This window comes from Catenulispora sp. GP43, from assembly GCF_041260665.1.
In the GTDB taxonomy this organism is placed as follows: domain Bacteria; phylum Actinomycetota; class Actinomycetes; order Streptomycetales; family Catenulisporaceae; genus Catenulispora.
In genome coordinates this window covers 28,104-51,150 of the sequence record NZ_JBGCCT010000034.1, presented here as the reverse complement: position 1 = coordinate 51,150, position 23,047 = coordinate 28,104, and the positions used below count along the sequence as shown (strand labels likewise).

The window sequence follows — 23,047 nt, the reverse complement described above, 5'->3', positions numbered from 1 at the left end:
GAGATGTCAGAGGGCATGTACAACGGCCGTGCTGCGGCGAAGATCCCCGCGAATGTGGATCAGGAGGACCGCGTCCTGTTGGGTTTGACCGTGAGGCAGGCTGGAATCCTCGCCGCGACCGCTGTTGCGCTCTATCTGCTGTTCCAGGCTTCGCGTCCGCTCGTACCACCTCTGGTGTTCCTGCCGCTTGGGGCCCTGGTCCTGGTGCTTGTCGCGGTCGCGGTGACGATGAGCCGTGACGGCCTGAGCCTTGACCGGTTCGCACTAACGGCGCTGCGTCACGCACGCTCACCAAAGCGTCAGGTCCTCGCGCCCGAAGGCGTAGGTCGCCCGCCGGCCTTCCTGGACGACGTGATGGGCCGAAGCAGAAACGACCCGGCACCGTTCGCGGGTCCGCTCCGTGAGATCGAGTCCGATGGTGTGGTGGACCTCGGCCGGGACGGTGCGAGCCTGCTTGCGACCTGTTCGACGGTGAACTTCGCGCTGCGTACGCCGGCTGAGCAGGACGTGCTGATCGGCGGGTTCGCCCAGTGGCTCAACGCTCTGACCGGGCCAGTGCAGGTTGCCTCTTCCTCTCGCCCGGTCCACCTCGCCGACCGGGTCGCCGCTCTACGCGATGCCGCGCCGGGCCTGTCGCATCCGGCGTTGGAGGCGGCGGCCCGGGAACACGCTGACTTCCTCGAAGACATTGCCGGGCGCGGATACCTGTTGGACCGCGGCGTACTGCTCGTGGTCCACGAGGAGGGATCGGACGCCGGCGTGCATCTGGCGCGGCGTGTCGCCGAAGCCACCGCCCATCTTGCGGGATGTGAGGTCGGCGTCCGCCATGTCGAAGCGCGGGACGTGACTACCGTGATCCACGCCGCGCTTAACCCCTGAACAGCCACAACTGAATAGGGAGTCGATCATGTATCGAAGAGCCGCCCGACAGCCCAGTTCGTGGTACGGCCCGGACAGCCTGGAGGTTTGCGCGAAACATCTGCGGATCGGGGATGGCTTCGCGGCGTCGTTCGCGGTGGCGGACTACCCGGCCGAGGTGATGGCCGGATGGTTGGAGCCGCTGTTCGCTTACCCCGGACGCCTGGACGTCGCGATCCACATCGAGCCGATCCCGTCAGCCCAGGCAGCTGACCGGCTGCGCAGACAGCGGGCCCGGCTGGAGTCTTCCCGTCGGCACGGCGCGTCCCGCGAGCGTCTGGATGATCCGGAGCTGGAAGCCGCTGCGGCCGATGCCCGTGAGCTGGCGTATCGGGTGTCGTGCGGGGCGGGCAAGTTGTTCCGCGTCGGGATCTACCTCACGGTCCACGCCGCGACCGAACACGACCTCGCTGCCGAGGTCGCCAGAGTGCGCTCACTGTGTGAGGGGATGCTGCTGCGGCTGATCCCCGCCACGTTCCGCGCAGTGCAGGGATGGACCGCGACGCTACCGCTGGGACTCGACCCAATGCGGATCCGCCGGACCTTCGACACCGAGGCCCTGGCGACGGTGTTCCCGTTCGCCTCCCCGGACCTTCCGGCCCCGAGCAGCGGCGGGGTGCTGCTCGGAACCAACGCGACTGGCTCAGGGCTGGTCATGGTCGACCGGTGGGCTATGGACAACCACAACTCCGTCGTGCTCGCACGAAGCGGCGCCGGCAAGTCGTACCTGACGAAACTGGAGGCGCTGCGTTCTCTGTATCAGGGCGTGCAGGTGCTGGTCGTGGATCCAGAAGACGAGTACGCGCGGCTCGCAGCGGCGGTCGGCGGGACCTATGTCGCCCTCGGCGAGCACGGAGTGCGGATCAACCCTTTCGACCTCCCACGCAACGGCACATCGTCGGCCGATGCGGTGCGGCGTCGAGCCCTCTTCGCTCACACCGTCGTCGCCGTACTGCTCGGGCAGGCGCTCACCGGCGCCGAGCGCGCAATCGTCGACACCGCGATCCTCGCCGCCTACAAAGGCGCTGGGGTCACCGACGATGTCCGCACCCACACTCGGCCTGCTCCGACCCTCGCCGACGTCGCGACCCTGCTGGCCGAACAAGAGTCGGAGACGGCGCGGTCGTTGGCCGAACGCCTCGCACCCCACGTGTCGGGCTCGTTCTCCGGGCTGTTCACCGGCCACACCTCCACGCCGGCTACCGGGCACCTGCAGGTGTTCAGCCTCAAGGCGCTGCCAGAGGAGCTGAAACCGATCGGGACGCTGCTGGTGCTGGATGCGATCTGGCGGCAGATCACCTCGTCGGAACGGCTCCGACGGCTGTGCATCGTCGACGAGGCCTGGCTGCTGATGAAAGAGCCCGAGGGCGCGAAGTTCTTGTTCCGCATGGCCAAGGCCGCCCGCAAGCACTGGGCCGGGCTGGCGGTCGTCACTCAGGACGCCGCCGACCTACTCGGCACCGAGCTCGGGCAGGCGGTGGTGGCGAACGCCGCCACCCAGATCCTGCTGCGCCAGGCCCCGCAGGCCATCGACGCCGTCGCATCCGCCTTCCGGCTGTCGGCGGGGGAGAGGGGATTCCTGCTGTCTGCGACCAGGGGCCAAGGTTTGATCATCTTCGGCGCGTCCGCCAGAGCTGCCTTTCAGAGTGCCGCTTCGAACGCAGAGAACGAGATCGCGACAACCGATCCCGCAGAGCTTGCTGGCTTGGCAGACCACGAAGATGAGGAGGACACGCTGTGAGCAACCCGACCTCGGTCCCGCACCGGCCTCTCATCGACTTCCTCCGGGACCCGAACGCCTGGTGGCAGGAGGCATGGAATACGGTCGCCGCGACGGCCGAACGCTGGTGGCTGCCATCTGTGCTGGCCGTTGTCGGCCTCGTGGCCTGCATCGTCGGTATTCGCGGCGAGCTGCTGCGCCGCCGGTCGCTGGTGATGAACAGGGGCGCGAGACTGATCACGGTCCTTGTGCCACCGACCGTCGACCCCTCAGCTGGTCAGGCATTCTGGGCTCACCTGCATGGCCTGCTGCGTCCGGCATGGCGGCGAGCGGCCTCCGGGCAGCCGCACCTGTCCTTCGAGTACGCCTTCACCTCCACCGGCCTAAGCATCTCGATCTGGGTACCGGGAACGGTGCCACCCGGGATCGTGGAACGGGCGATCGAGGCCGCGTGGCCCGGCGCGCAGGCCCGCGTCGCCGAGACGACGACAGCTCCGGTGCCGCTGATGCGGCTCGTCCGCTCCGACACCTGGGTATCTCTCAAACCGACCCGCATCATCGGTGGCAGGCTTCGCTTGGCGCGCGGTGACCTGCATCCCTTGATGTCGAAGTTCGACGCCGATCCTTTGCGCCCCTTGCTTGGCGCGACGATCGGTCTGGCTCGCACTGAGCACGCCTCGGTGCAGGTTCTCGCGCGTCCGGCGACGGGCCGACGCGTCCGCCGCTATCGGCGGGTGTTGCGCCGCTTCCGCAAGGCGCCGGGTCGCGCTTCGGCGAAGTCGACGGTCTTCGACATCATCACCCCCGGCGGCACCGCCAAGCCTGCGGCGGTGCGCTCGGACCTGGAGCACGCCGCCGAGGTCCGTGCGGCCCTGGCAAAGTCCGTCGGGCCGCTGTGGGAGACGAGGATTCTCTACGTCGCTGCATCCACCGGCCCAGACGCGACCAACCGTGCCGAGCGGAAGTCCGATCTCGGGCGGCTGCGCGGGATCGCACACGGCATCGCCTCGGCGTTCGCGATCCACGCCGAACGGAACTGGTGGGCCCGACGTCCTGTTCTTCATCTGGCTCGCGGTGTCGAGCAGCGGCGTCTGGTGCGCGGGAATCTGCTATCGCTGACGGAGCTGGCCGCGATCGCCCACCTGCCGTTCGACGACGCTGCCCCTGGCGTGGTGAAGGCCGGCGCAAAGGCCACCGCTCCGCCGCCGCACATCTACACCGGCGTCGGAACCGGGCTCAAGCCGCTGGGCGTCGCCGACGCCGGAGGCAGCCGCCCGGTCGGGCTGACCGTCCCGGACTCCCGACACCACCTGCACATCATCGGTGCGACCGGCTCCGGCAAGTCCACCTTGATGGCGAACATGGTCCTGGCCGACATCGAGGCCGGCCGAGGCGCGGTCGTCATCGACCCCAAGGGCGACCTGGTACCGGACATCCTCTCCCGGCTTCCCGAACGGGCAATCGGCCGCACAGTGCTGCTCGACCCGACCCGGGAGGACATCCGCCCAGCGTTCAACGTGCTGGCCGCCAAGGGTGACGCACAGATCCAGTTGGTGGTGGACAACCTGGTCGGGATCTTCCACAAGATCTATGCGGCGTATTGGGGTCCGCGCACCGACGACGTCATGCGCTCTGCCGCGCTGTCCCTGCTAAAGGCGCGTACAGCGTCTGGTGCTCCGGCACCTCAGCTTGCAGACATCCCGAAGTTGCTGGTGGCGAGCCCAAAGGAGCGCACAGCGATGCTTCCCGGGCTCAAGGATCCCGTGCTGACCGGGTTCTGGTCTTGGTATGACGCGTTGTCAGAGCCAGCCCGCGCGCAGGCGGTCGGCCCGCTGATGAACAAGCTGCGCGCGTTCTTGCTCCGGGATTTTGTGAAGGCCACGGTCTCCACGTCGGTCTCGCGGTTCGACATCAGCCAGGTGATGAACGGCGGAGTGCTGTTGGCGCGACTACCGAAAGGACTGCTCGGCGAGGAGGCCGTGCGCCTGCTCGGCTCCTTCATCGTCGCGTCCGTCTGGCAGGCCGCCTCGGCCCGTGTCGGACTGCCTGAGGAGAAGCGCATCGACTGCTCACTCGCACTCGATGAGGCGCAGAACTTCCTCAGCCTTCCGTATCCGCTGGAGGACATGCTGGCCGAGGCCCGTGCCTACCGGCTGTCGATGGTTCTGGCCCATCAGAACCTCGCGCAACTCCCTACCGATCTGCGCGAAGGCATCTCGGCCAACGCCCGCTCGAAGGTGTTCTTCTCCGTCTCCCCGGAAGACGGCCGGGACCTGGAGCGCCACACCAAGCCCTCGCTGCTCGCCCACGACCTATCCCATCTCGGCGGCTATCAAGCCGCCGCCCGGCTGGTGGCCGACGGCCAGGAGACCGCCGCGTTCACGCTGCGCACCAACCCCCTGCCGCCGCCGATCGATGGCCGGCTTGATGCCGTTCTGGCAAATGCGGCAGCGCGATTCCCTTCGGCAGTTTCCGTAGACGATCCTGCGGCGCAGACCTCTGGATTCACGCCCTTCATCGATGACCAGGAAGGACTCGCAGCATGACCGGCGCTACTGCCAGCAACAGCAATATGGACAAGTCGCAACCCCGGCGCAGCCAAGCGGCCATCGCCGCCTCCAGGATGACCGAACGCGACCGGCAGATCCTGGTGATGCTGGCCAAGCACCACGTGCTCACCACGCACCAGATCACGCGGCTCTTCTTCGATTGTCCGCGCGTGGCCCGCCGCCGCGTGCAGGTGCTCCAGCAGGTCGGCCTGGTCGACACTTTCCGTCCGATCCTGCCCCTCGGCAGCGCCCCGAGGCATTGCGTGATCACCCCGCTCGGCGGGCTAGCGACCGAAGGACTCATCGACGCCGCGCACGCCGCCACATTCCGCAAGGACGCCGTCGAGGCAATCGCGGTGCGCCCCGACCTCGGCCACCTGGTCGGTGTGAACGACGTGTTCACGCGCCTCGCCGAGCATGCACGCCGTCATGCGGAGGCCGACCTCGAGCTGTGGTGGTCGGAGCGGGCCTGCACGCGCACGTTGGGCACCTACATCCGGCCTGACGGCTTCGGCCGATGGCGCGAGGCCAACCGCAGCATCGACTTCTTCCTGGAGTTCGACACCGGTACTGAGTCGCTTTCGACCGTGGTGGCCAAGCTGCACGGCTACGCAGCCCTGGCTGAGGCGACCGGTCGTACTGCGCCGGTGCTGTTTTGGCTGCACTCGGCGCGCCGGGAGTCCGAGTTGCACCGCAGGCTTGATGCCGGCCGTGTACCGGTGGCGACCGCTTCAGGGAGCCCCGCGACCACCAATCCGGCGGAGATGGTGTGGCGCCGGGCCGGCGCCGGTCGCGGGGGCCGCTGTCGGTTAATCGAAGTACTGCCGCCGTATTCAAGGCCCTGATCAGGATGCTCTCAGGGCCCGGCGCCCATGAGTGCGGGTCACCGCCAGAGTCTGACGCCGGAGGTGTCGCGTGTCGCCTATCACCCGCATCGCTGCCGCAGCTGGCGGAGGGCTGCTCATGATGGTGGTTCTGCTCTCCGCCGCCGCGGCGGCCGTCGTCAGCGCGGTCACCGCGCCGCTGGACGACCTGTGGAACTCGGCTACCGCCGTTTCGAAGTTCCACCCAGATGCAGCCGGAGAGATCCCGGCCGGGATGTTCGCCCTCTACCACCAGGCTGCCGCCGGGTGCCCCGGTCTTTCGTGGGCAGTGCTGGCTGGCATCGGGAAGGTCGAATCGGATCACGGTCGCGCCGCTGACCAGGTCAGCAGTGCCGGGGCGCTGGGGCCGATACAGATGCTGCCGACGACGTTCAGCCACTACGCCCTGCCAGTCCCGCCCGGTGGTGCGGCTCCGCCGTCGCCGTGGGATCCGGCGGATGCCACCTTCGCCGCCGCTCGCATGTTGTGCCGGGACGGCGCCGCCGGGGCAGGGGACGTGTCTGGCGCCGTGTTCGCCTACAACCACGACCACGCCTATGTCGACCGCGTGCTGGAGCTCGCCGACGTCTACGCGTCCGCCGCACCGCCGGACAGGCTCCTAGCCACAGCGGTCCGACACGCGCCCTCGACCGCTGCCCGGATCGCCCTGGACTACGCCGCCGCTCAGATCGGCCGCCCCTACATCTGGGGTGGTGACGGACCCGACCGTACCGGCCAGGCTGGGTTCGACTGCTCAGGGCTCACGCAAAGCGCCTACCAGGCCGCCGGAATTGAGATTCCACGCACCGCAACCGCGCAATTCTCTACCGGCCACAAGATTGATAGAAACGCACTCCTGCCCGGCGATCTCGTTTTCTACGGAAACCCTGGAGGCTTCTTGCACCATGTGGCAATATATGTAGGCGAAGGTCGCATTCTTGACGCTCCGCGGACCGGCGAGCAGATCCGGCTGGACCCCTTGGACGCACCCGACTACGCCGGGGCGGTCCGTGAGGGCTGAGGCCGGTTGGACGGTAGTCCGCTAAACGGCGTCAGGCGCCGAGGCAGCTTGGTGTCGGTTCTCATTTGAGTTGAGTGCGGAAAGACTCGGCCAGCTGGAGTTATCGGCTTCAGTGAGACGGGCGTGGAGCTTGATTTCTCAATAGAGCTGAAGATTTCTTGGCCATCGAGGGCGGGAACTGCGCTATTGGATGTTGAGCTGGAAGGGGTGGGTGACGTCGGCCGAGCAGACGAAGATCCGCATCTCGCCCCACCGGCCGTGGGTGAGGCCGGTGGGGCACTGGGCATCGCGGTCGTCGGCGTCGTCTTCGACAGGCTTCCAGGAGACGATGCCGTCCCATTCGCTGGAATCAAATCCGACGAGGAGATCGAAGTCTGCGTCGCATGTCGAGCAGGTCTGGCCCCATGGGTCGGTCAGGTGCCAGGAGGCCCAACCGCCGGCTTTGCAGCCTGGCGCGATCGACAGGTCGTACTGATAGCGGAGATCGTATTCGTCCTCCCAGTCCTCGTCGGCCTCCCTGACCTGCTCGCGCAGTCCGTCTGGGAGTAGATCGCAGTACTGGTACTCAAGCACCTGTTCGGGGTGCAGCACGCATGCTGTCGGCAGGTAGAAGCGGTCGTCGAAGGCATGCGGGCCCGGTGGATCGGCGAGGACTGCGCCGATGTCGGCGGCCGTGCGCCAGAAGAGGTGAACCGGCGGGCCGGCGTAGTAGCGCTGGCCGGGGATGTTGGTGTGGTCGAGAGGGCACCACAGGATCTGAAGGAGGTCCCTTCCGGTCGGGAAGGTGATCGTGGGGGCGTCTGCGGCGTAGAGCTGGGCGATGGGGATCAGGGCGTTCGGCGTCGTGTGGCCGGTGGATTCATGCCAGCGCAGCTCCCACTCGCCATTGGTGCAGCGGACGGAGACGTTGCCGTCGTTGACGCGTGGATCGTCCAGGACAGCTTCCTGTTCGGGGGTCAGCGTTTCGCGGCGGAGCCGGGCTTTGCGGGCATCCAGGTAGGTCGTCGCGAAGGCTTCGTCGACGGGTAGGTGTCGCTGGTCCCGGTATGGGGCGGTGCAGATCGGCCACGGCTCGTCGGCCGGCCAGAGCAGTGGGCCGCCGATGGAGCTGTCTGTGGCCGATGGTGTGCCGCGCCGCGGGTGTAGGCGTGTAGTGGTGCGGGCGAAGTCGACCAGCCCGGGGATGGTCGCGAGGACGTCGAGCGGTCGCGGAGGTGTCGTTCGGACCATCGGTGTCTCCCCTTGGGCTGGGCCCGGCGGATCGGTCGGGCGCGATGTTGTTCGACGAGAACTCTGTGCCCGAGATCGTCGGACCAAAGTATGACCGGCGGGTCGACGAGTGGGGTGCTCAGGGTGGAGGTTCGGCCGGATCGGATTGGGGCTTCAGGGATCGCTTGTATTTCTTGCTCATGTGCTCGCGCCGTCGGCGTCGCGGTGGTGGGGGCGGGGGCGGCTGCTCCCAGTCGGCCAGACGCAGAGGCGTGCTCTTGAGCAGGGGTGAGGCGTCGCGCGGGTCGAGAATCACTTTGCCGCGGTGGCCGTTGAGGGCGCGGATCCAGGCCAGCAGCGGATCGTCGGCGTCGGCGGCGTGCAGCCCGTCGCAGTGCAGCCGCAGGTTCGCTTCGCGCAGGAACCGTTCCTGGTCGTGCCGGTCGCCGGTGGCCAGACGGCTCCAGTGCGCGGAGGCGATCATCGCGGTGAGGTGGACGAGCTCGGGGTAGCTGGTCGCGGCGTTCGGCAGGAGGATGTCTGGGTTCTGGGATTCGATCAGGTCGGCGCGAACCCGGAAGCGCACGGCCAGCGGGTGGAACGGCGATTGCCGCCATCCGGCGATGATGTTCCCGGCGGAGGTTTGGGCGGCGGCGAGGTGCTCGGCCGGATGCGCGGCGGCCAGGCGTCGGTGCCGATGCTGAGCGCGGATCAGTTCGGGGGTCGCGGCGACGTCGATGGCGGCGTCCCGCAGCCAGACCTGGTGGCGGCGGCACAGGTGCAGGAACGCCGGGGGCCGGATCTCGACGCTGTCGGTGATGATGCCGCGCTCCAGGCGGCAGGTCTCGCAGGCCGGGAAGATTCGTCGAACCGCGCCCGAGGTGACCATCGTGACCCGCGGTTCGGCCGGCGGCCGAGGGCGATGGACGGTGAACGGCGGGATCGCCGACCGCAGAGCGGTGGGATCGCGTCCGACCATGACGGCCAGCACAGACCAGGCGGTTTCCGTCAAGGCGAGGTCGGCGCCGGGCGGGTTGCGGTCGCGGAGCACCGGCAGCGGACTGATCTGCGCCAGCAGCGCGCTCAAGGTCAGGCAGTTGGCAGCGGCCAGGCGCTTGATGAACGACAGCGCCGTCTCGTATTGCATCGGCGCCAGTGTGATCGGCAGCTGCCGGACGGTGCGCAGTTCCGGCGGGACCAGGGGTGCGAGCCGGGGCGCCATGGGTCACGACACTTTGCGGCGCGGCCGGACGGCCTCGCGGTGTCGGGCGGCGGCGGTCTCAGCTGCGCGGTCCAGGGTGACCCGTTCCAGCCCGGCCTTGGTGATCTTCTCGGTGCCGTCCAGGATGGCGTCGACGGCGGTCTCGCGGACAAGATGCGACAGGCTGCCGATCATTCCGGCGGTGCGCTGGTGGAGGTAGGCGGCGTGCTCCAGCAGGGCGCCGGGTTTGTGGCGGTGCAGCCGGATCGCCTCGTCCAGGGTGGCCAGAAGAGCGTGCCAGTCCTGGCGCTGCCCGGCGGTGGCGTAGCCGAACGGGGCGGCTTCGATCGCCGCGAACCTCCCGGCGATCTGCTTGCCGCGCGGTCCGGTGAAAAGACCGTTGTCCTCCACGTCGAGTCCTGCGTAGACGAACGTGGCCGGGATCCGCTCGGACAGGTACTTGAGCTGGTCGGAGGTCTCGGCGCCGGCGCGGGTGGCGAGGTTGAGGTTCTGCAGCTCGTCGACGATTACCAACTCGGTGCCGAGCTTGCCCAGCACATCGCAGACGGCGTTGGTGATGCTGGCCTGGTTGAACGCCGACGGGATCGGCAGCCCGGCGAAGCGGGCGAACTCGGCGGCGAGCATCTTGGCCGTCGCGGCAGGCGGGACGGTGACGTAGACGACCGGCAAGAACGGCTCGCCACCGGTGCGGCGACGGCGAGCACGCAGCTCGTGGGACAGCCCGAGCTGGGTGACGGCCGTGGTCTTGCCGGTGCCGGCGGCGCCGGTGATGATGATGCCGCGCCGGGCGCTGATCTGGCCCCGGTTGAGCAGCACCAGCCGCCGGCCGGTGTGGGTCACCTGCCGAACCGTCGGGGTCGCGACCACGATCAGGCGGGCGTGGTGTTCGAACCGGCTCCGGTCGTACTCCTCACGGTCGGCCGGAGACTGCCGCCGCCAGTCGCGGTCCGGGACCAGTTGGACCGCGGACGGCCCCCGGGCGACGAACGCCGCCCAGCCCTCCTTGGTCGTCAGCGGGAAGTGGCCGTCCACGCCGGTCACGACTCGTCGGCGGGGTCGAAGACGCCGAACGGGACGACCGGCCCGGATGCTCCGTTCGGCGCGGGTTCGTCATCCTGGCCGGGCGGACGCAGCGGCGGGCCGGGGACCAGGGACGGCGCGGAAACCTGGCGGGCGGCGGCCCGCCGGTCCCGGGCCGAGCCGGTGCCGGCCCGGTTCAGCAGATCGGACAGCGCCGCGGCGATCTGCACCTGGTCGGTGTCGTCCCCGCGCCGCTCGGCCACGATCGCCCTGGCCTGACGCCAGGTGAACTCGGCGAACGGCTGACCGATCATCGGCAGGTGCGTCCAGGTGGCCTGGACCCACGCCCCTGCCCGGTGGTCGCGAACCCACACCTGGGTGACGTCATACGGGTCGTAGTGGACCTCCCACCGGTCGCCCTGCGCGGTGATCCCCGAGGGCTGCCGCCGCAGCGGGTTGAGCCCGGCGCTGTCGTAGGTGCGCCGGTCGACGGAGATGCCGTACTCGTTCACCGTCCGCCAGACCGCTGGCAGCAGCTCCAGGAAGTCCTCGGCCCCCAGCGGAACCGGCAGGAACCCGGCTGAGGCGACCAGGGCGGCGTACATCTCGTTCGGCGACAGCACTTGCTCCGGCAGCAGCGGATTGCGCAGCCCCTGGTGCGGGCGCGGCTGCCATCCGGCGATCACCCATTCGTCGAACAGCTCCTGCAGCTCCGCGACGGTGAAACACGCCGACGGGTCCACCTCCGTGCCGCGCCGGGTCACGTTCGGCCCCAGATACCCGGCGACGTGCTGGCAGAACAGGGTGTTGATGGAGGCGAAAGTCCGCTCTATCAGCGCTTTGTCCGTCGGGGTTCCGGGGTGCGCGGGCTGCACCGACACGCCGAGGGCCTGGCAGGCGCTGAAGAACGTCCTGGACATGAACACCGAACCCCGGTCGCACACAATCGTGTCCGGGACGATCACCGGCTTGGCGGCAGCGTGCTCCAGCCGGGCGTCGATGGCCATCAGCCGCTCGAACGGGATCCGGGCGTGGTGGAACGCCAGCGCCTGCGCCCAGCCCGGCCGCATCGGCTCCGGGACCAGGACCCGCGCGAGCACGGCCGCGGCGTCCACCGCCTTCGTCCCGGCCGGACGCAACAGCCCGGCGCACAAGGTCCTGGTGGCCACGTCGATCGCCGCGGTCAGCTCCACCCGGCCGAGCACCCCGTCGTCCAGCACCGCCATCACGTCCAGCGGTGTGGCGTCGATCTGCACCTGCTCGCCCGGACGGGCGGCCATCGTCGCGGTGAACGGGCGGTCCGGCCGGTTGGCCAGCGACCGGCGCGTCGCCGCCGACCCGAAGGTGTGATGGCCTTCGCTGACCGCCTTCACCAGCCGGTAGTACGTCGGCAGCGACGGCATCGCCACCACACCCTCGCCGTGCTGCTCGGCCAGGATCTGCTCCACCCGGCGCCGCAGCCGGCCCCGGGTCCCGGTCGAGGCGGGCACCTGCTCGTCTACGGCCTGGGCGATCGCGGACACCAGCCGGGGATCGGCCCGTCCGAACGGGCTCGTCGGCCGCGCCTTGCGCATGTCCACCAGGCCCCACAGCCCGAGCTTCTTATAGCGCGACCGCATCCGGGCCACCGTCGCCGCACTCACCTCGAGCTCGGCGGCCTTCGCCTCGATCCGCTCGGCCAGGCTGCGCCGCTTGGGCCGGTAGGCCGGGCGCCCCGGGACTTTGCGCGAGGCGCCGGCCGGGACCCCGGCGTCGATCTCGATCAGGTGCCGCTCCCACTCCAGCGCCTTGGCCACCACGTCGTCCGGCAGCCCCTCCAACACCGCCAGCGGGGGTATCTTGCGCCGCGATCCGTCCTCGACCAGGTAGAAGCCCGCTGAGTTGACCAGATGGGACAGCATCACTACGCACACCTGACCGGCGTCGGTGACCAGTCGCACCGCCGAGCCCTCCAGCCCGACCACGGTGCGGTCCCGGTTGCTGAAATGCACACGATCGCCGAGCTGCACCACCGACGCCTTCATCCGCGCCATCTCACGACCCCGCCGTCACGACGAGCGAACGCTCCGACAACAGCCGCGACAAGTCGGTCGTGAGCACCCCGGTCCACAGCAGGTGGAACAACACCGGGAGCACCGCGAGCGGATCACCGGCCAGCCCCGCGCCGGCCAGCAGCGGCGTCGGCTCCGCGAACACCTCCACCAGTCGGCAGGCAGCGAGATCCACCAGATGACGCGGGTGCCGGTAACACGACAACCACCGCACATTCGCCCGCTGCACCGGATCGATCTCCCGGACCAGGCGGAACCGCCAACCGAGATATTCGCAGACCCGGGCCGTCATCTCGAACGCCGCCTCGTCCCGCGGCCCGGCCCGCCCCGGCGGCCGGCAATCCACCACCAGACCCGTCCCGTCGGACAACCGTGCGAACCAGTCCGGAGCATGCGACCGGCGGCCCTCATCCCGCCACGACATCCAGAACGGCTGACTCGAGAACGCCACGATCTGCGGATCGAAATCCAACATCATCGCCGTATCGCGCTCCAACCACGACTCGAAACCCACATGCCGTGCACTTGAAGCAGACCACCAGAATCCGGGATAATTACGCTGCCCCTTGAAAGACGGAAAGCTCCGCACCGGAATCGCATTCTCAAAAAAGACCCCGCCGACATTCTCGACCGGCGCGGACCTCTCGACCCCGTCGGCATCGACGTAGGACACCTGGACGTCCACCCTCACCACCCCCTGCCGCGCGCTCCCTGTAGCAACATCGCCGAGAACACGCAGACCGCCAAGCAGGTCCACAGAGAATCAGCAGATTGAGTGAGAACGGACACTTGGTCCGATCGGTGGCCTTCGGCTGGTCCGAGGGGCCTCCATTGCCCGACCGCTTGGACCGGACTACCCAGTACTAGTGTAAAACCGCAGGTAAAACGCCGATTTTACGGGGACGCGCGAATCCAGACCGATCGGGAATCCCCGATCGTTCGCGTGCATGTGACAGGGCCCCGGCGGCCTAGCGTCCAGCTGAGCAGCCTGTCGTTCCTGTCTTCCCTCTTCGCCAACCAGAACCTCTGACCCTTGTCGATCCATGTCCCGCGCCGGCCGGTGATGCCGCTTCCCTTGCAGCCGTGACGGCGAAACAGAAGACGGCGCGCATTGTCGCCGAAGCATGCCGAAAAAGGCAAAAACCAGTACGCCAAATAGGTGAAGGATGGGCGATTTCGGCTTGCTCTGGGCGTTTTTATCGAGACATCATGGGGATGTCAGAAAGTGAGGGGCGTCGGTAAATAGAAAATCCGCCCCGAATTATTCCACCGAAAGGAGCTGTGACGTGACGGACACCGTGAGAGGGCCTTGACAGGCACTGGACGCCAAGGCCCCGGCAGCGCGGAGGCAACCGCGCTACCGGGAATCAGGCCCCGACCACACCCACCAACCTCGCCAGAGACTGCCAGGAGCTGTCATGAACCCTGACCTCATTCTCCCGGAACTGCGGGACCTCGCGCGAAACGCCACGCGGGCGACCCGGTCCCCGATCGCGTGTTCCGATCCGCATTGCGCGCACCGTGAGCGCTCGGCCGCCATTGCGGCCTGTTTCGCCGAGCTCGACGCCGCTCTCTCCAACGGGGGTCTGCTCCCGACGGCGTGGGCCGGTGGCCCCGACCTCCCCGAGCCACGGCTGTCGAACGACGACCTGTAGCGCGTCCCGGGCGGGATCACCCGCGCCCCTGAACCGGCCGCTGGGCTGCGCTCCTCGCACAGACCGGCTCGGCGGCCGCCCTTCAAACCTGATCCAAAGCCTTCCGGGGCGGAGCCATGCCGGAAACCGGCCGCCCGCCACCGTCGACAACACCTCGAAACGGAGCCACCAAGATGTCCGAGTCCACCGCCGACCCGACGTTCGACCCCACCGCCGAGCCCACGTTCGCCCGCGACCGCGCCGAAGGCGTCACCGGGATGGATTTCGAGTCCCTGTCCGTATTCGCCGACGGCGGCGACCCCTGTGATCCGTTCCGTCTGCTGGCTGGAGAGATCGTCGACGCGATCGGCTGGGCCGACGAGGCCGACGCCTGCTATGACCGGGCCCTGATGTTCGCCAGCGCGGCGATCGACACCGCCCGGCGGTTCCTGACCGAGTACGGCTCCCCGGACGACCCGGAGAACCTGCGTACCGAGATCGGCAACGTAGACACCGCCGCTGATGAGGTCAACGCCTCCCGCTCTGCCCTGGATGCGGCCCTGGTCACCTTCCAGATCGCTGCGAACGCCGCCCGCATCGACTTCGGCGACCTCGGCCGCGACGACGACATGACCGGCTGACGCGCGGTGGGCGCCGAGCTTGACACGCCCGGCGCCCACCTTGCTGGTCCCCGACCGGCATACCGCGCACTCCCGCAGCAACCTTTTCCAGCCCGGCCCACAACCTGAAGGACCCGCATGACAACCCCCTACGCCCCGGCCCCGGCCGGGTACACAGCCGCCGACATGCTCGCCTGGTGGCGACAGCGCGCCCGTACGGACACGACGGCTGTCGGCTACTTCGCCGCCTGCCGTACCGCACTCTCGCATGTTGGCACTGAGACTGACCTTCGAGAGATCAGCACTCTCAGCCTGAACTTGGACCGGCTTGCTGCTCAGGCTGCGGCTGGCTGCTGGGCCGAACTGCCACCGGCGTCGCGCCACCACGAAAGGCTGCGGTTGCGCCGGGCGGTCCGGCTCTTCCACGCCGCCATCGAGCAACACGGCACGGAACCCGCGCCGACGTCGCGGTCCGGCACCGCCGCCGTCACGAGACGAGCGGTTCCGCTCCTGATGGACAGTGCCGGAGAGTACGACGACTCGGACAGCACCGCCGCACTCATCTCCTATCTCGCTGATGACGAAGCCGTCACCGCCTATGCCCGCAAGCTGCTGGAAGCTGCCGACCTCATCGCCAACGACGTAACCCCCGACAGCCTCGCCACGCTGGCCTGCGCCGTCGAGGCTCTCGAAGCCGCCGTCACACGGGCTGGTGTCACCGCCGCACGTGCCCCCGCCGTCTCGGCCGCGCTGACTGCTCACGTCCACCGCCTCGACCAGGCATGACCCGACCCGTCCGCCACCCCAACCCTGGCAGCCAACCACCTATGTAAGGAGTCATTGATGAAAGCCACTACGACCTCGGCTCCAAGTGCCGGCCCCGAACCCGGCGGCGCCGGGATTCCCGAGCACCTGCCCGCCGCCCAGCCGCAGCCAACACCACTACTGCCGCTGTGTGCCGCCGGGGCTGGGCTGCCGGACACCGCACTGCGGGAAGCCGACGCCATGGGTTGGACCGGCTATCACGACACCCTGGGCGACGTCATGTACGTCTCCCCGGATGGCCAGATGAGTGTGGAGTTCGGCCCCGAGAACGACGCCGCCGCGATCATGCCGCTATGGCGGGTGTCTTGGCGCAACCCCGATCCCTACCGTCCCCGTGAACGCTCCTGGACGCCGCACTTCTCGTCCGAAACTCCGGCCGAGGCCATCGCCGCCTTCCTCAACGTGTTCCGGGACCACCCGCCAGCGCACGTCGAACGCTGGGGGTAGCCCGGGCGTCGTTCGAAAGGCCGCCGGACGCAAACCACACCAGCCCGAACCACAGCCGCCCATGTAGCGGACCGTTCACTTTCAGCCCGACATACAACTTCATAGCAACTCACGGAGGCACCCGTGCCCGCATCGCCGCCAGCCGAGGGCGACCCGCACCGTCCCGACACAAGGACGCCGTCATCCGCTCTGGCTGCGGCCCGCCTCGGCGGCGCGGTCGCCCTGGTAGCGGCCGCGTCGCTGAGTTTCAACGCGCTCTGTGATCTGGCACGCCACGCGGGACTCCACCGGCTGGCGGCGCTTCTGCCGATCGCGGTCGACGCTTTCGCAGCGTCGTCATTGTTTGTGGCGTATCGCTTACCTGGCGACCATTCCGCTCGGCGCACCACCGGCAGGACTGCCCGCCTCGCGCTGGCGCTGACGGTCGCCTGCAACGCCTTGGATCATTTGCTCGATCTCGCTGGCTATCTGCTCACCAAGCACGTCCGCGACGTCCTTCTCGTTGCGGTAGCGTCCCTCCCGCCGCTCATCGTGGAACGTCTTCTGCATCTTCAGACGGCTCTCGTCGGTGACAGCGGCCAAGCCGTGACCAGCAGCGTGACCGGCCAGGCGCTATCCCACCTGGCCGGTCACGTGGCCGACCCGGAACAAGATCTCGACGATCGGATTGGCGAGACACAAGCGGAGCCTCGTCGTCGGGCGCGTAGCCGTCCAGATGACGACCACTGGCTGGCCGTAGCCGTCCCGGTCTACCGCGCACTGCTCGTCCGAACGGGCCGACGGCCCACCGAGACCGCGTTTCACGCCGCGCTGGCCGAGGCGATGGTCGGCGAGGCATCGTCCGACGACGGCGACGCGGCCGGTGGCCGAACGATCTCTCTATCCACCGCCAAGCGCATCCGCGCCATGGTCGAAGCCCAACAAGCTGAGAAGACGCCTTGACGCCCACCACTACGCAAGGCCTGGCCGGTCAGCGCATCGCGTGATCGTCGTGGACGGCCGCCTTGGCCAGCTCGATTCGACCGTCGGGCAGGACCCACCACAACAGGCGCGGCGCGGCCGGCGTCGAGTTGCGGATGTCGCAGCGCCACGCAGCTGCCCCGTCAGCGCGGACCAGCGGCGCAGTTCCGCCGCCCCGTCCGACCCGTTGTCGGTGGGTTCGGCGGCCGTTCTTGACCGACACCTGACCGGTCAGGACATCGACCACGGCGGTCAGAACGGCCTCGCGACGGACGACCTGGAGCACGGCGAGTGAGTCGAGGAATTCTGGGCCGAGGAGGTACTCGACCAGTGGGTGCGCAGCCCGTTCCTTCTCGGGAAGCGTGGAAAGCCAGTGCTGTTCGATCTCGTAACGGAACTGCACTGCAGGATCGGCGTAGACGGTCGGCGGGTGCCGACAGGTGCCGCCCTGGCGGAGTTCGGTCAGTTCGCGCTGCAGCCGTTTGCGGTCGGCCGCCAGGGCGCTGATGCGGGCGCGAGCCTCAGCGAGATCGTGCTCTATTTCCCCAAGCGGATCGGGCGCGGCAGGCTGTCTCCGGTCGCAGCTGCTCCACACGGTCACCGGCTCCTGCCGCAGAAATCCAGCGATCACTTGCTGAGTGCGCTCCGGGTTACTAGGTTCCACGAAGATCCAGGGATGGCGGCGCGGATGATCGCCTCGGTCTGCGTCGGGGAAGAAGATCCGCACCGAACCGGTACCGAACCTCAGCCGGCCCGGCAGCATGGCGCACAGCGTTTGTGTGGCGTCATGGTGCGCGAGCACAACGAGGTCCGCGTCGTCACCGAGCAGTCCGGCCAGACGGTGCGGGTCCAGCAACAGCCGGGGGCGGCGGCCGGGTACTGGTGACAGGATCACCAGCGGACGGGCCCGGCCCGGATCCCAGATTCTTGCGGCCAGGGCTGCGGCACCAGCAGCGTCGACGCTACCTGGCCACCGACCTTCTGCCGGTTCGGCGCCGTTCCGGTCCGGGGCGCTCCAGGGCCGGGCCGGGATCGGAGGCGTCATCGGCCGTCCCCGATCCGTACTGGCCGCCGAACTTGCGCCACCACCAGCTTGCCGTCGGCGAGCGGCACCACCCCGAGCCCGCAGGACAGCGCCCGCACGATCGCCAAGCCCCAGTCACGCTCCTCGTCGGCGACCGCCTGCGTGAGGACCGGGGTGGTCGGGTCCGGGTCGAACACCTCGATGCCGATCCGGTGCGGCAACAGCCGCAGTGTCAGCCGCACCACGTACGGCGCCCCTTCGGCGGCGACCGGCCGGGCCGCCGCGTTCGCGATGAGCTCGGAGACGATTTGCACGACGATCGGCTCCAGCTCGCTCAAGTCCCAGTCCGCGAGCACCGCGGCCGCAAATCTACGGGCCCAGCGTGGTGCGGTGGGCGTGGCGGCAAAGCTCTGCTGAACCACGTCCGAGACCGGCATACAGGCTGGGCGGTGCGGCACCGGTCCGAAGGCTACGGGTATGACGGGAACCGAGAACGGGTCGGGGTGGCCAGGGATCGGCTTCATGGTGGACCTCCCATAGGTGCGCTCTGGTTCAGGCGGCGGGTCCGGCAGCACGGAAGGTGCGAGGCTTCTCGCACACCATGACGGCCTCCGACTTGGCCACCAGGACGTCGAGCGCGTTCGAGATCGCCCCACTGCTCTTAACAAGCACCTTTGATAGGGCGGTCGGGGTGAACGTGGCTTCGGGGTGGTCTTGCAGGTACTGAAGGACGGCCTCACGCAGGGCTCCCTTGCCCAACCGCGCGGCCATCGGGCCAGGATCGGCGCTCTCGACCGCCCCGATGGGTGCAGATTCCGACGTCGTTGCAGCTGCCGGTTCGTTACGCAGCGCGTCGACCGCGTTGGAAGATGACCCGTCGCCATCCAGCTGGCCAAGATGCGGGCGTTCAACGTCGGGATCGCGTGTCTCGGGAGCGTCGAGCGCGATGAGCGCCGTTCCAGCTTCACGCGTCGCGGACCAGAAGTCCGCCGGACGCGGCTTGCCGTCTTCCGGCGGATGGACAGTGCGTGCAGCAAGCCCATGTTGTTCCAACAGTCGCAGCGCGGCCGCAGCGCTGGACTTGCCGACGCACGCCGCTTCGGCGAGTGCGATGACCGTTGTCTGCGGGTATTCGACGAGCGTCGCCAGCACCGCACGCTGGCCGGCGGTGAGCTTGATCCTTTCGGACATAGGTAGGGGTCCTCCGATCGTGAGAGCGAGATGTGTCCACGTTGGGCGCGGGCCGCACGGCGGTCGACGGTGTCCGGTGGGGAGTAGAACCACCCGCCGCCGTCGTGCGGCACATCAAGCACCGCTCGACCCACATTGCTTTGTCCAGGCTTTTCAATGCGTTTGCAGCGGATCAGCCGAAGATCGACCGTTTCAGGTGACAGGCTCTTGACTCGTCACCCACGGGGAGTGAAGCTTCTGGGCTTGGTCGCGTCGCTCCCGCGCAAGCGGAGCGCCAGGTCGTAGCGTTCGGATGGTGACGAGAACCGCGCGTGTTCGTGCGCTTGAGAGTGAGTTCTTGGCAGCGCTTGCCGGAGTGGACGGGATCCGGATCGGACCATGCGGCCAAAGGGTCCTTCTGCGGCGCTGGGCCAGCGCAGTCACCACCCCGGTCCGCTTCGTCCGCAGTGGGTCCGCCGCCCAAAACCTGCTCCAGGTCGTGCTGTGGGTCCCGCTGGGCTACCCGGCACTGCTACTGGAACGCCGCCTGGTCAAGTACATCGCGGTGATTGCCGCCGATGGTCGCGCAGGGCTGCTTCTTCACCGCGAACACGACAAGCTTGGCTGGTGCTGGCAGATCTCCAGTTTCTGGGCCTGGCCGACCGGGCAGGGCCACGGACTTCCCGTCATCGCCGCCGTCTTGTCCGCGGCTGATGTAACCGGGACCGCGCTACGTCTCCGCGCCGGCAACCGAAGGCTCGCGCAGGACTACTACTTGCAGCTCGGATTCGATTACCGCGAGGGGCAGCATGGCGCCGTACGTCCGTGGATGCTGCGGTCTGTGACCGGGCACGCTCACAAGGAGTCGGCTCCGATGATCGGCGTAGGCTGAATCCGCCGGGAAGTTTGCTCTGTCGGACGCGGACGCGAGATGCCTCGGGCTCGCCATGGTCGGTCAGCACGACCACAGTGCTAGGAGAATCCGAGCGAGCGTAGAACACTGCGATGGAGCGCGCCGGCCCAGAACTCGCACATTCCATCGCCGGTGTCGACCACCTGCGCGATCAGTCCAGGCGCAACGAACAGGCGGCTCGGATCAGCAGGCCACCGCCATGGGCGCAATGGAACAGGTGTCAACGAGATCGTCAGCCCCCGGGCTTGTGTGGTCTCCATCTGCTGGCTGAATACCGTGTGGGGCGCGTTCATCATCGTCTCGAATAACGCGAACTGCAGCAGGAAGCTGCTAAGCGGTTCCCGCTCAGGCATCATGTCCCAGCTGTGACCAAAGTCGTCGATCCACACCGTCGGATCGGCCTCGGACGGATCCATCAGCCACAGGTGGCCGCCCTGGTTCTCGTGGGCGAACTCCACCATCCCGACGTCTCGTCCGGCGGTCCACTTCGCCGCGGGAAGCAGTCGATTCTGCACGCCCATCAAAGCTGGCCGTGTCTGGGCCAGGCGGTAGTACTCGACCAGCGCCGCCGGCACGCCATCAAGTTTGCAGGCCTCGGGAGAACTGCCGTCCTGCGGAATCCAAGCAATGACGAACGACTCCAATGCCAGTATCGGCGCATCGGAGACCAGGCCAAGCCACTCCAGCCCCGGCAACTCGCCAGGCTGCGTCGGTGGCAACACCCGGTCCAACACCTCAAGGCTCAGCTCAGGCGCAATCCTCAGATCGGCACTGTGAAGCGCATGCTCATCGAAGCCGCCACGAAACGGCTTGCCGACTCCCAGATACAGGCAGCCCTCGGGCAGGCGCGTGAACAGGTGAAATGGGCGAACTTCGCGACGCTGCGCCCAGGTCCAGTGCGGCGAAGTCGGCGGATGACCGAAGAACCGGACACCCACCTCGTATGGGAACGGGCCGTGAAGTCGGAAGTCCCTTCGGCTCCGCATCCCGCTTGATTCCAGGCCATCCTGCGGATCTGCCACGATGACGACGGCGTCTCCGCCGAGCACGACCACTACCCCCGGCCCGTGATGGGTGGCCGCACCAGCGCCGGCAAGGCGTACCGCCTCGTCTTCAGCTACTAGATCGAGCGGTTCCACGGACACAACGCGGAGTCTATGTCGTGCCGCATGGCCCGCGGGCGTCCTTCCCCGACTCCCGGCGGCTTGCTCGTCGGGTTCTTCGGCGAAGTCCGGCCTCCACGATCCATTCTCAGCCAGATCGGCACAGTCGATTCGACTACTGGTTGAGCGGCATCGCCCTCGCTTTCCTTACCGAGGCTCAACATACAGCGGAAAAACCGCCGTGAGCCCACACGACGTGCTGACGTACCCTTCCGTGCATGTCCCCGACAGCCCATCCGCTCGCGGTTCCGATACAGGCCGATTCGGTGCTGTCCCCGCGGCTGACGTTCGGTCATTTGCCACTGTTCCCCGACGACAAGGACTACCCGCCGAACGCCATCTATTTTCCTCTGGCCGATGACGAACGCGGCCTGGGGCGGGTGACGTTTGAAGGGCTCGATGCCGTCCGTGGATCACGCGGGGAACACCTGCCATATCCGCGGGCCGTTCCACTCGCAGCGCGGGCGAAGGTCAGAGACTGGGTCTTCGAAGTCTCCAGTTCGGCATGGCTCGCCGAACGCCATAACTACGAGAACCATCACTACCGAACCCCGCTGCTGGATACCCATCAGCACTACCTGTTCAGCTTCTACGACCACTTCGTCGAAGCCATCGCCCAGGGAGTCTGGCTCGACAAACCGGACCCCGACAAACCGCTCGTCCCACCGTCGGCCCACCCGCTGGCGTCGTTCAGCAATGCCGAACCCGCCGAAGCGCGCCGATCACCCTCTGGCATCCGGTGGGAGCTGCGATGCTGTCGCAAAGCCCAGTCGACCCTGATCCGGGACTCCCGCCTGTGCTCCCAACGCCTGTATCAGTTCAACCTGGTACTCGACGGCGAAAGCCGTGAAGCAGCAAGTGTGTGGCTTCGCACCTCACGTGGACACACCTACTCGCGGATGACGCGTAACTGGGTCGGCGAGCTGGCTCGCTGCGACGGGCTGGCAGCGCCTGACGACTTCCTTGGCGAGTGGGAGCGCTATGTCCACGAGGTCGCCGACCGCCGACGATCCATGGGTAAGCCGCTTAGGTAGGGGCTGAGGCGGCCCCGCCCTCAACTGGCGACTGGTCGGCGATCCGCAAGCAGCTCCTTACCGCGTGTGGTCACGTTCAGTCCGATGGGGAACAAGTTCTCGGCAGCCCAGGCGGCCACGATGACTTCGTCTTCCGCAGCGACGAAGTAAACCATTGGCTGCGTTGCGTCCGCAGTAGCGTAGACCATGACCCGCGGCGAGCCTTGCCACCCGCCGTGCGCCCACGAGGGGGTTCCGAAGGATTCGATGACATCTGATTGACTGCGGACCTCGCCGATCCACAGATCCAGGGCTTCGACGAGTGCCGCATGTTCCGCAGGCGTCAGCAACCTGTCAGGCCGGAACCAACCGCGCTGGTGAAGCCGTGGCAGAAAAAGCGAGTGATAGATGTCGGCGCGCGGGTCTGGCAGCCGTCTATCCACGAAACGCTCCGGCGCTCGGGCATTGCCGTCGACGACGCTGATACGGCCTTCGTCTACGCCGTCAACGTACTCCAGCATGTTGATCACGGTGTGAGCGGCCAGCCAGCCGCCGTACATGCCCGGACGCCTAAACATGCTGTTCAGCGTCACGATCAGATGTTCGCGTATCTCCTCGGCAGACCGCATACGCCATCCTATCGATCTGCCGCTCACCAGCGCGGCCTTATGTAGCCAGGTCACTGGCGATCAAGAGGGAGACGAC

22 protein-coding genes are annotated in these 23,047 nt (G+C 67.8%); 12 read left to right on the top strand and 10 right to left on the bottom strand.

Going from position 1 to position 23,047, the window contains the following annotated elements; genetic code table 11:
• The first annotated feature begins 3 nt into the window (after positions 1-3).
• The 5 genes from ABH926_RS43905 to ABH926_RS43885 all read left to right on the top strand — a co-directional run bounded on the left by ABH926_RS43905 (position 4) and on the right by ABH926_RS43885 (position 7,071).
• Positions 4-879: a PrgI family protein gene (locus tag ABH926_RS43905; protein ID WP_370372700.1), complete on the top strand. Its 876-nt coding sequence runs from the start codon at positions 4-6 to the stop codon at positions 877-879.
• A gap of 28 nt (positions 880-907) precedes the next feature.
• Positions 908-2,659, top strand: a complete 1,752-nt coding sequence (locus tag ABH926_RS43900; protein WP_370372698.1) for a VirB4 family type IV secretion system protein — start codon at positions 908-910, stop codon at positions 2,657-2,659.
• Positions 2,656-5,184 carry a type IV secretory system conjugative DNA transfer family protein gene (locus ABH926_RS43895; RefSeq protein ID WP_370372696.1) on the top strand — a complete coding sequence of 843 codons (2,529 nt, stop codon included), beginning with the start codon at positions 2,656-2,658 and terminating at the stop codon, positions 5,182-5,184. Before ABH926_RS43900 ends, ABH926_RS43895 begins: the two co-directional genes overlap by 4 nt.
• Positions 5,181-6,032, top strand: a complete 852-nt coding sequence (locus ABH926_RS43890) for a replication-relaxation family protein (RefSeq protein ID WP_370372694.1) — start codon at positions 5,181-5,183, stop codon at positions 6,030-6,032. The genes ABH926_RS43895 and ABH926_RS43890 overlap by 4 nt, the downstream gene beginning before the upstream one ends.
• A 118-nt stretch (positions 6,033-6,150) precedes the next feature.
• A complete protein-coding gene (locus tag ABH926_RS43885) occupies positions 6,151-7,071 on the top strand; it encodes an NlpC/P60 family protein (protein WP_370372693.1) in 921 nt (306 codons plus the stop codon).
• 183 nt (positions 7,072-7,254) lie between these two features.
• Here the strand turns inward: ABH926_RS43885 and ABH926_RS43880 are convergent, their stop codons facing one another.
• From ABH926_RS43880 to ABH926_RS43860, 5 genes are all read right to left on the bottom strand, one after another.
• Positions 7,255-8,301, bottom strand: coding sequence for a hypothetical protein (locus ABH926_RS43880; RefSeq protein WP_370372691.1), 1,047 nt, complete (start codon positions 8,299-8,301; stop codon positions 7,255-7,257).
• Positions 8,302-8,419: 118 nt separating this feature from the next.
• Entirely contained in the window at positions 8,420-9,502 is a 1,083-nt protein-coding gene (locus tag ABH926_RS43875; protein ID WP_370372689.1) for a hypothetical protein, read from the bottom strand.
• A 3-nt stretch (positions 9,503-9,505) separates the two neighbouring features.
• Positions 9,506-10,543: an AAA family ATPase gene (locus ABH926_RS43870; RefSeq protein WP_370372688.1), complete on the bottom strand. Its 1,038-nt coding sequence runs from the start codon at positions 10,541-10,543 to the stop codon at positions 9,506-9,508.
• Complete coding sequence (locus ABH926_RS43865) at positions 10,540-12,555, bottom strand: Mu transposase C-terminal domain-containing protein (protein ID WP_370372686.1); 2,016 nt, start codon at positions 12,553-12,555, stop codon at positions 10,540-10,542. The genes ABH926_RS43870 and ABH926_RS43865 overlap by 4 nt, the downstream gene beginning before the upstream one ends.
• A 1-nt stretch (position 12,556) precedes the next feature.
• Positions 12,557-13,258, bottom strand: coding sequence for a TnsA-like heteromeric transposase endonuclease subunit (locus tag ABH926_RS43860; RefSeq protein ID WP_370372684.1), 702 nt, complete (start codon positions 13,256-13,258; stop codon positions 12,557-12,559).
• A gap of 733 nt (positions 13,259-13,991) precedes the next feature.
• Here ABH926_RS43860 and ABH926_RS43855 point away from each other — a divergent pair.
• The 5 genes from ABH926_RS43855 (at position 13,992) to ABH926_RS43835 (ending at position 17,041) form a co-directional block, all read left to right on the top strand.
• The gene (locus ABH926_RS43855; RefSeq protein ID WP_370372683.1) at positions 13,992-14,228 is read left to right on the top strand and encodes a hypothetical protein; all 237 of its coding nucleotides are present in this window, start codon (positions 13,992-13,994) and stop codon (positions 14,226-14,228) included.
• Positions 14,229-14,401: 173 nt separating this feature from the next.
• The gene (locus ABH926_RS43850; protein ID WP_370372682.1) at positions 14,402-14,848 is read left to right on the top strand and encodes a hypothetical protein; all 447 of its coding nucleotides are present in this window, start codon (positions 14,402-14,404) and stop codon (positions 14,846-14,848) included.
• Between the two features lie 165 nt (positions 14,849-15,013).
• A complete protein-coding gene (locus tag ABH926_RS43845; RefSeq protein ID WP_370372681.1) occupies positions 15,014-15,613 on the top strand; it encodes a hypothetical protein in 600 nt (199 codons plus the stop codon).
• A gap of 57 nt (positions 15,614-15,670) precedes the next feature.
• A complete protein-coding gene (locus tag ABH926_RS43840; protein WP_370372679.1) occupies positions 15,671-16,099 on the top strand; it encodes a DUF317 domain-containing protein in 429 nt (142 codons plus the stop codon).
• A gap of 123 nt (positions 16,100-16,222) precedes the next feature.
• Positions 16,223-17,041 (top strand): DUF2637 domain-containing protein, encoded by an 819-nt coding sequence (locus ABH926_RS43835; protein WP_370372677.1) that lies wholly within the window; start codon positions 16,223-16,225, stop codon positions 17,039-17,041.
• Positions 17,042-17,069: 28 nt separating this feature from the next.
• Here the strand turns inward: ABH926_RS43835 and ABH926_RS43830 are convergent, their stop codons facing one another.
• The 3 genes from ABH926_RS43830 to ABH926_RS43820 form a co-directional block, all read right to left on the bottom strand.
• A complete protein-coding gene (locus tag ABH926_RS43830) occupies positions 17,070-17,822 on the bottom strand; it encodes a hypothetical protein (protein ID WP_370372675.1) in 753 nt (250 codons plus the stop codon).
• A gap of 278 nt (positions 17,823-18,100) precedes the next feature.
• Entirely contained in the window at positions 18,101-18,421 is a 321-nt protein-coding gene (locus ABH926_RS43825; RefSeq protein ID WP_370372673.1) for a hypothetical protein, read from the bottom strand.
• Positions 18,422-18,635: 214 nt separating this feature from the next.
• Positions 18,636-19,274: a MarR family transcriptional regulator gene (locus tag ABH926_RS43820; RefSeq protein WP_370372671.1), complete on the bottom strand. Its 639-nt coding sequence runs from the start codon at positions 19,272-19,274 to the stop codon at positions 18,636-18,638.
• Between the two features lie 292 nt (positions 19,275-19,566).
• Between ABH926_RS43820 and ABH926_RS43815 the strand changes: the two genes are divergently transcribed.
• On the top strand, positions 19,567-20,145 hold the full coding sequence (locus tag ABH926_RS43815) for a hypothetical protein (RefSeq protein ID WP_370372669.1): 579 nt from the start codon (positions 19,567-19,569) through the stop codon (positions 20,143-20,145).
• A gap of 80 nt (positions 20,146-20,225) precedes the next feature.
• On the opposite strand, the gene ABH926_RS43810 is transcribed toward ABH926_RS43815, so the two are convergent.
• A complete protein-coding gene (locus ABH926_RS43810; RefSeq protein WP_370372667.1) occupies positions 20,226-21,311 on the bottom strand; it encodes a hypothetical protein in 1,086 nt (361 codons plus the stop codon).
• A 236-nt stretch (positions 21,312-21,547) separates the two neighbouring features.
• On the opposite strand from ABH926_RS43810, the gene ABH926_RS43805 reads away from it, so the two are divergent.
• Positions 21,548-22,363 (top strand): hypothetical protein, encoded by an 816-nt coding sequence (locus ABH926_RS43805; protein ID WP_370372665.1) that lies wholly within the window; start codon positions 21,548-21,550, stop codon positions 22,361-22,363.
• A 20-nt stretch (positions 22,364-22,383) separates the two neighbouring features.
• On the opposite strand, the gene ABH926_RS43800 is transcribed toward ABH926_RS43805, so the two are convergent.
• On the bottom strand, positions 22,384-22,971 hold the full coding sequence (locus ABH926_RS43800; protein WP_370372663.1) for a hypothetical protein: 588 nt from the start codon (positions 22,969-22,971) through the stop codon (positions 22,384-22,386).
• Positions 22,972-23,047 lie beyond the last annotated feature (76 nt).

Bases quoted from the DNA above. Each gene is read 5' to 3' on its own strand.
- ABH926_RS43905 (WP_370372700.1), top strand. From the start codon at position 4: ATGTCAGAGGGCATGTACAACGGCCGTGCTGCGGCGAAGATCCCCGCG.
- ABH926_RS43900 (WP_370372698.1), top strand. From the start codon at position 908: ATGTATCGAAGAGCCGCCCGACAGCCCAGTTCGTGGTACGGCCCGGAC.
- ABH926_RS43890 (WP_370372694.1), top strand. From the start codon at position 5,181: ATGACCGGCGCTACTGCCAGCAACAGCAATATGGACAAGTCGCAACCC.
- ABH926_RS43885 (WP_370372693.1), top strand. From the start codon at position 6,151: ATGATGGTGGTTCTGCTCTCCGCCGCCGCGGCGGCCGTCGTCAGCGCG.
- ABH926_RS43880 (WP_370372691.1), bottom strand. From the start codon at position 8,301: ATGGTCCGAACGACACCTCCGCGACCGCTCGACGTCCTCGCGACCATC.
- ABH926_RS43875 (WP_370372689.1), bottom strand. From the start codon at position 9,502: ATGGCGCCCCGGCTCGCACCCCTGGTCCCGCCGGAACTGCGCACCGTC.
- ABH926_RS43865 (WP_370372686.1), bottom strand. From the start codon at position 12,555: ATGGCGCGGATGAAGGCGTCGGTGGTGCAGCTCGGCGATCGTGTGCAT.
- ABH926_RS43855 (WP_370372683.1), top strand. From the start codon at position 13,992: ATGAACCCTGACCTCATTCTCCCGGAACTGCGGGACCTCGCGCGAAAC.
- ABH926_RS43850 (WP_370372682.1), top strand. From the start codon at position 14,402: ATGTCCGAGTCCACCGCCGACCCGACGTTCGACCCCACCGCCGAGCCC.
- ABH926_RS43845 (WP_370372681.1), top strand. From the start codon at position 15,014: ATGCTCGCCTGGTGGCGACAGCGCGCCCGTACGGACACGACGGCTGTC.
- ABH926_RS43840 (WP_370372679.1), top strand. From the start codon at position 15,671: ATGAAAGCCACTACGACCTCGGCTCCAAGTGCCGGCCCCGAACCCGGC.
- ABH926_RS43830 (WP_370372675.1), bottom strand. From the start codon at position 17,822: ATGCTGCCGGGCCGGCTGAGGTTCGGTACCGGTTCGGTGCGGATCTTC.
- ABH926_RS43820 (WP_370372671.1), bottom strand. From the start codon at position 19,274: ATGTCCGAAAGGATCAAGCTCACCGCCGGCCAGCGTGCGGTGCTGGCG.
- ABH926_RS43815 (WP_370372669.1), top strand. From the start codon at position 19,567: ATGGTGACGAGAACCGCGCGTGTTCGTGCGCTTGAGAGTGAGTTCTTG.
- ABH926_RS43805 (WP_370372665.1), top strand. From the start codon at position 21,548: ATGTCCCCGACAGCCCATCCGCTCGCGGTTCCGATACAGGCCGATTCG.
- ABH926_RS43800 (WP_370372663.1), bottom strand. From the start codon at position 22,971: ATGCGGTCTGCCGAGGAGATACGCGAACATCTGATCGTGACGCTGAAC.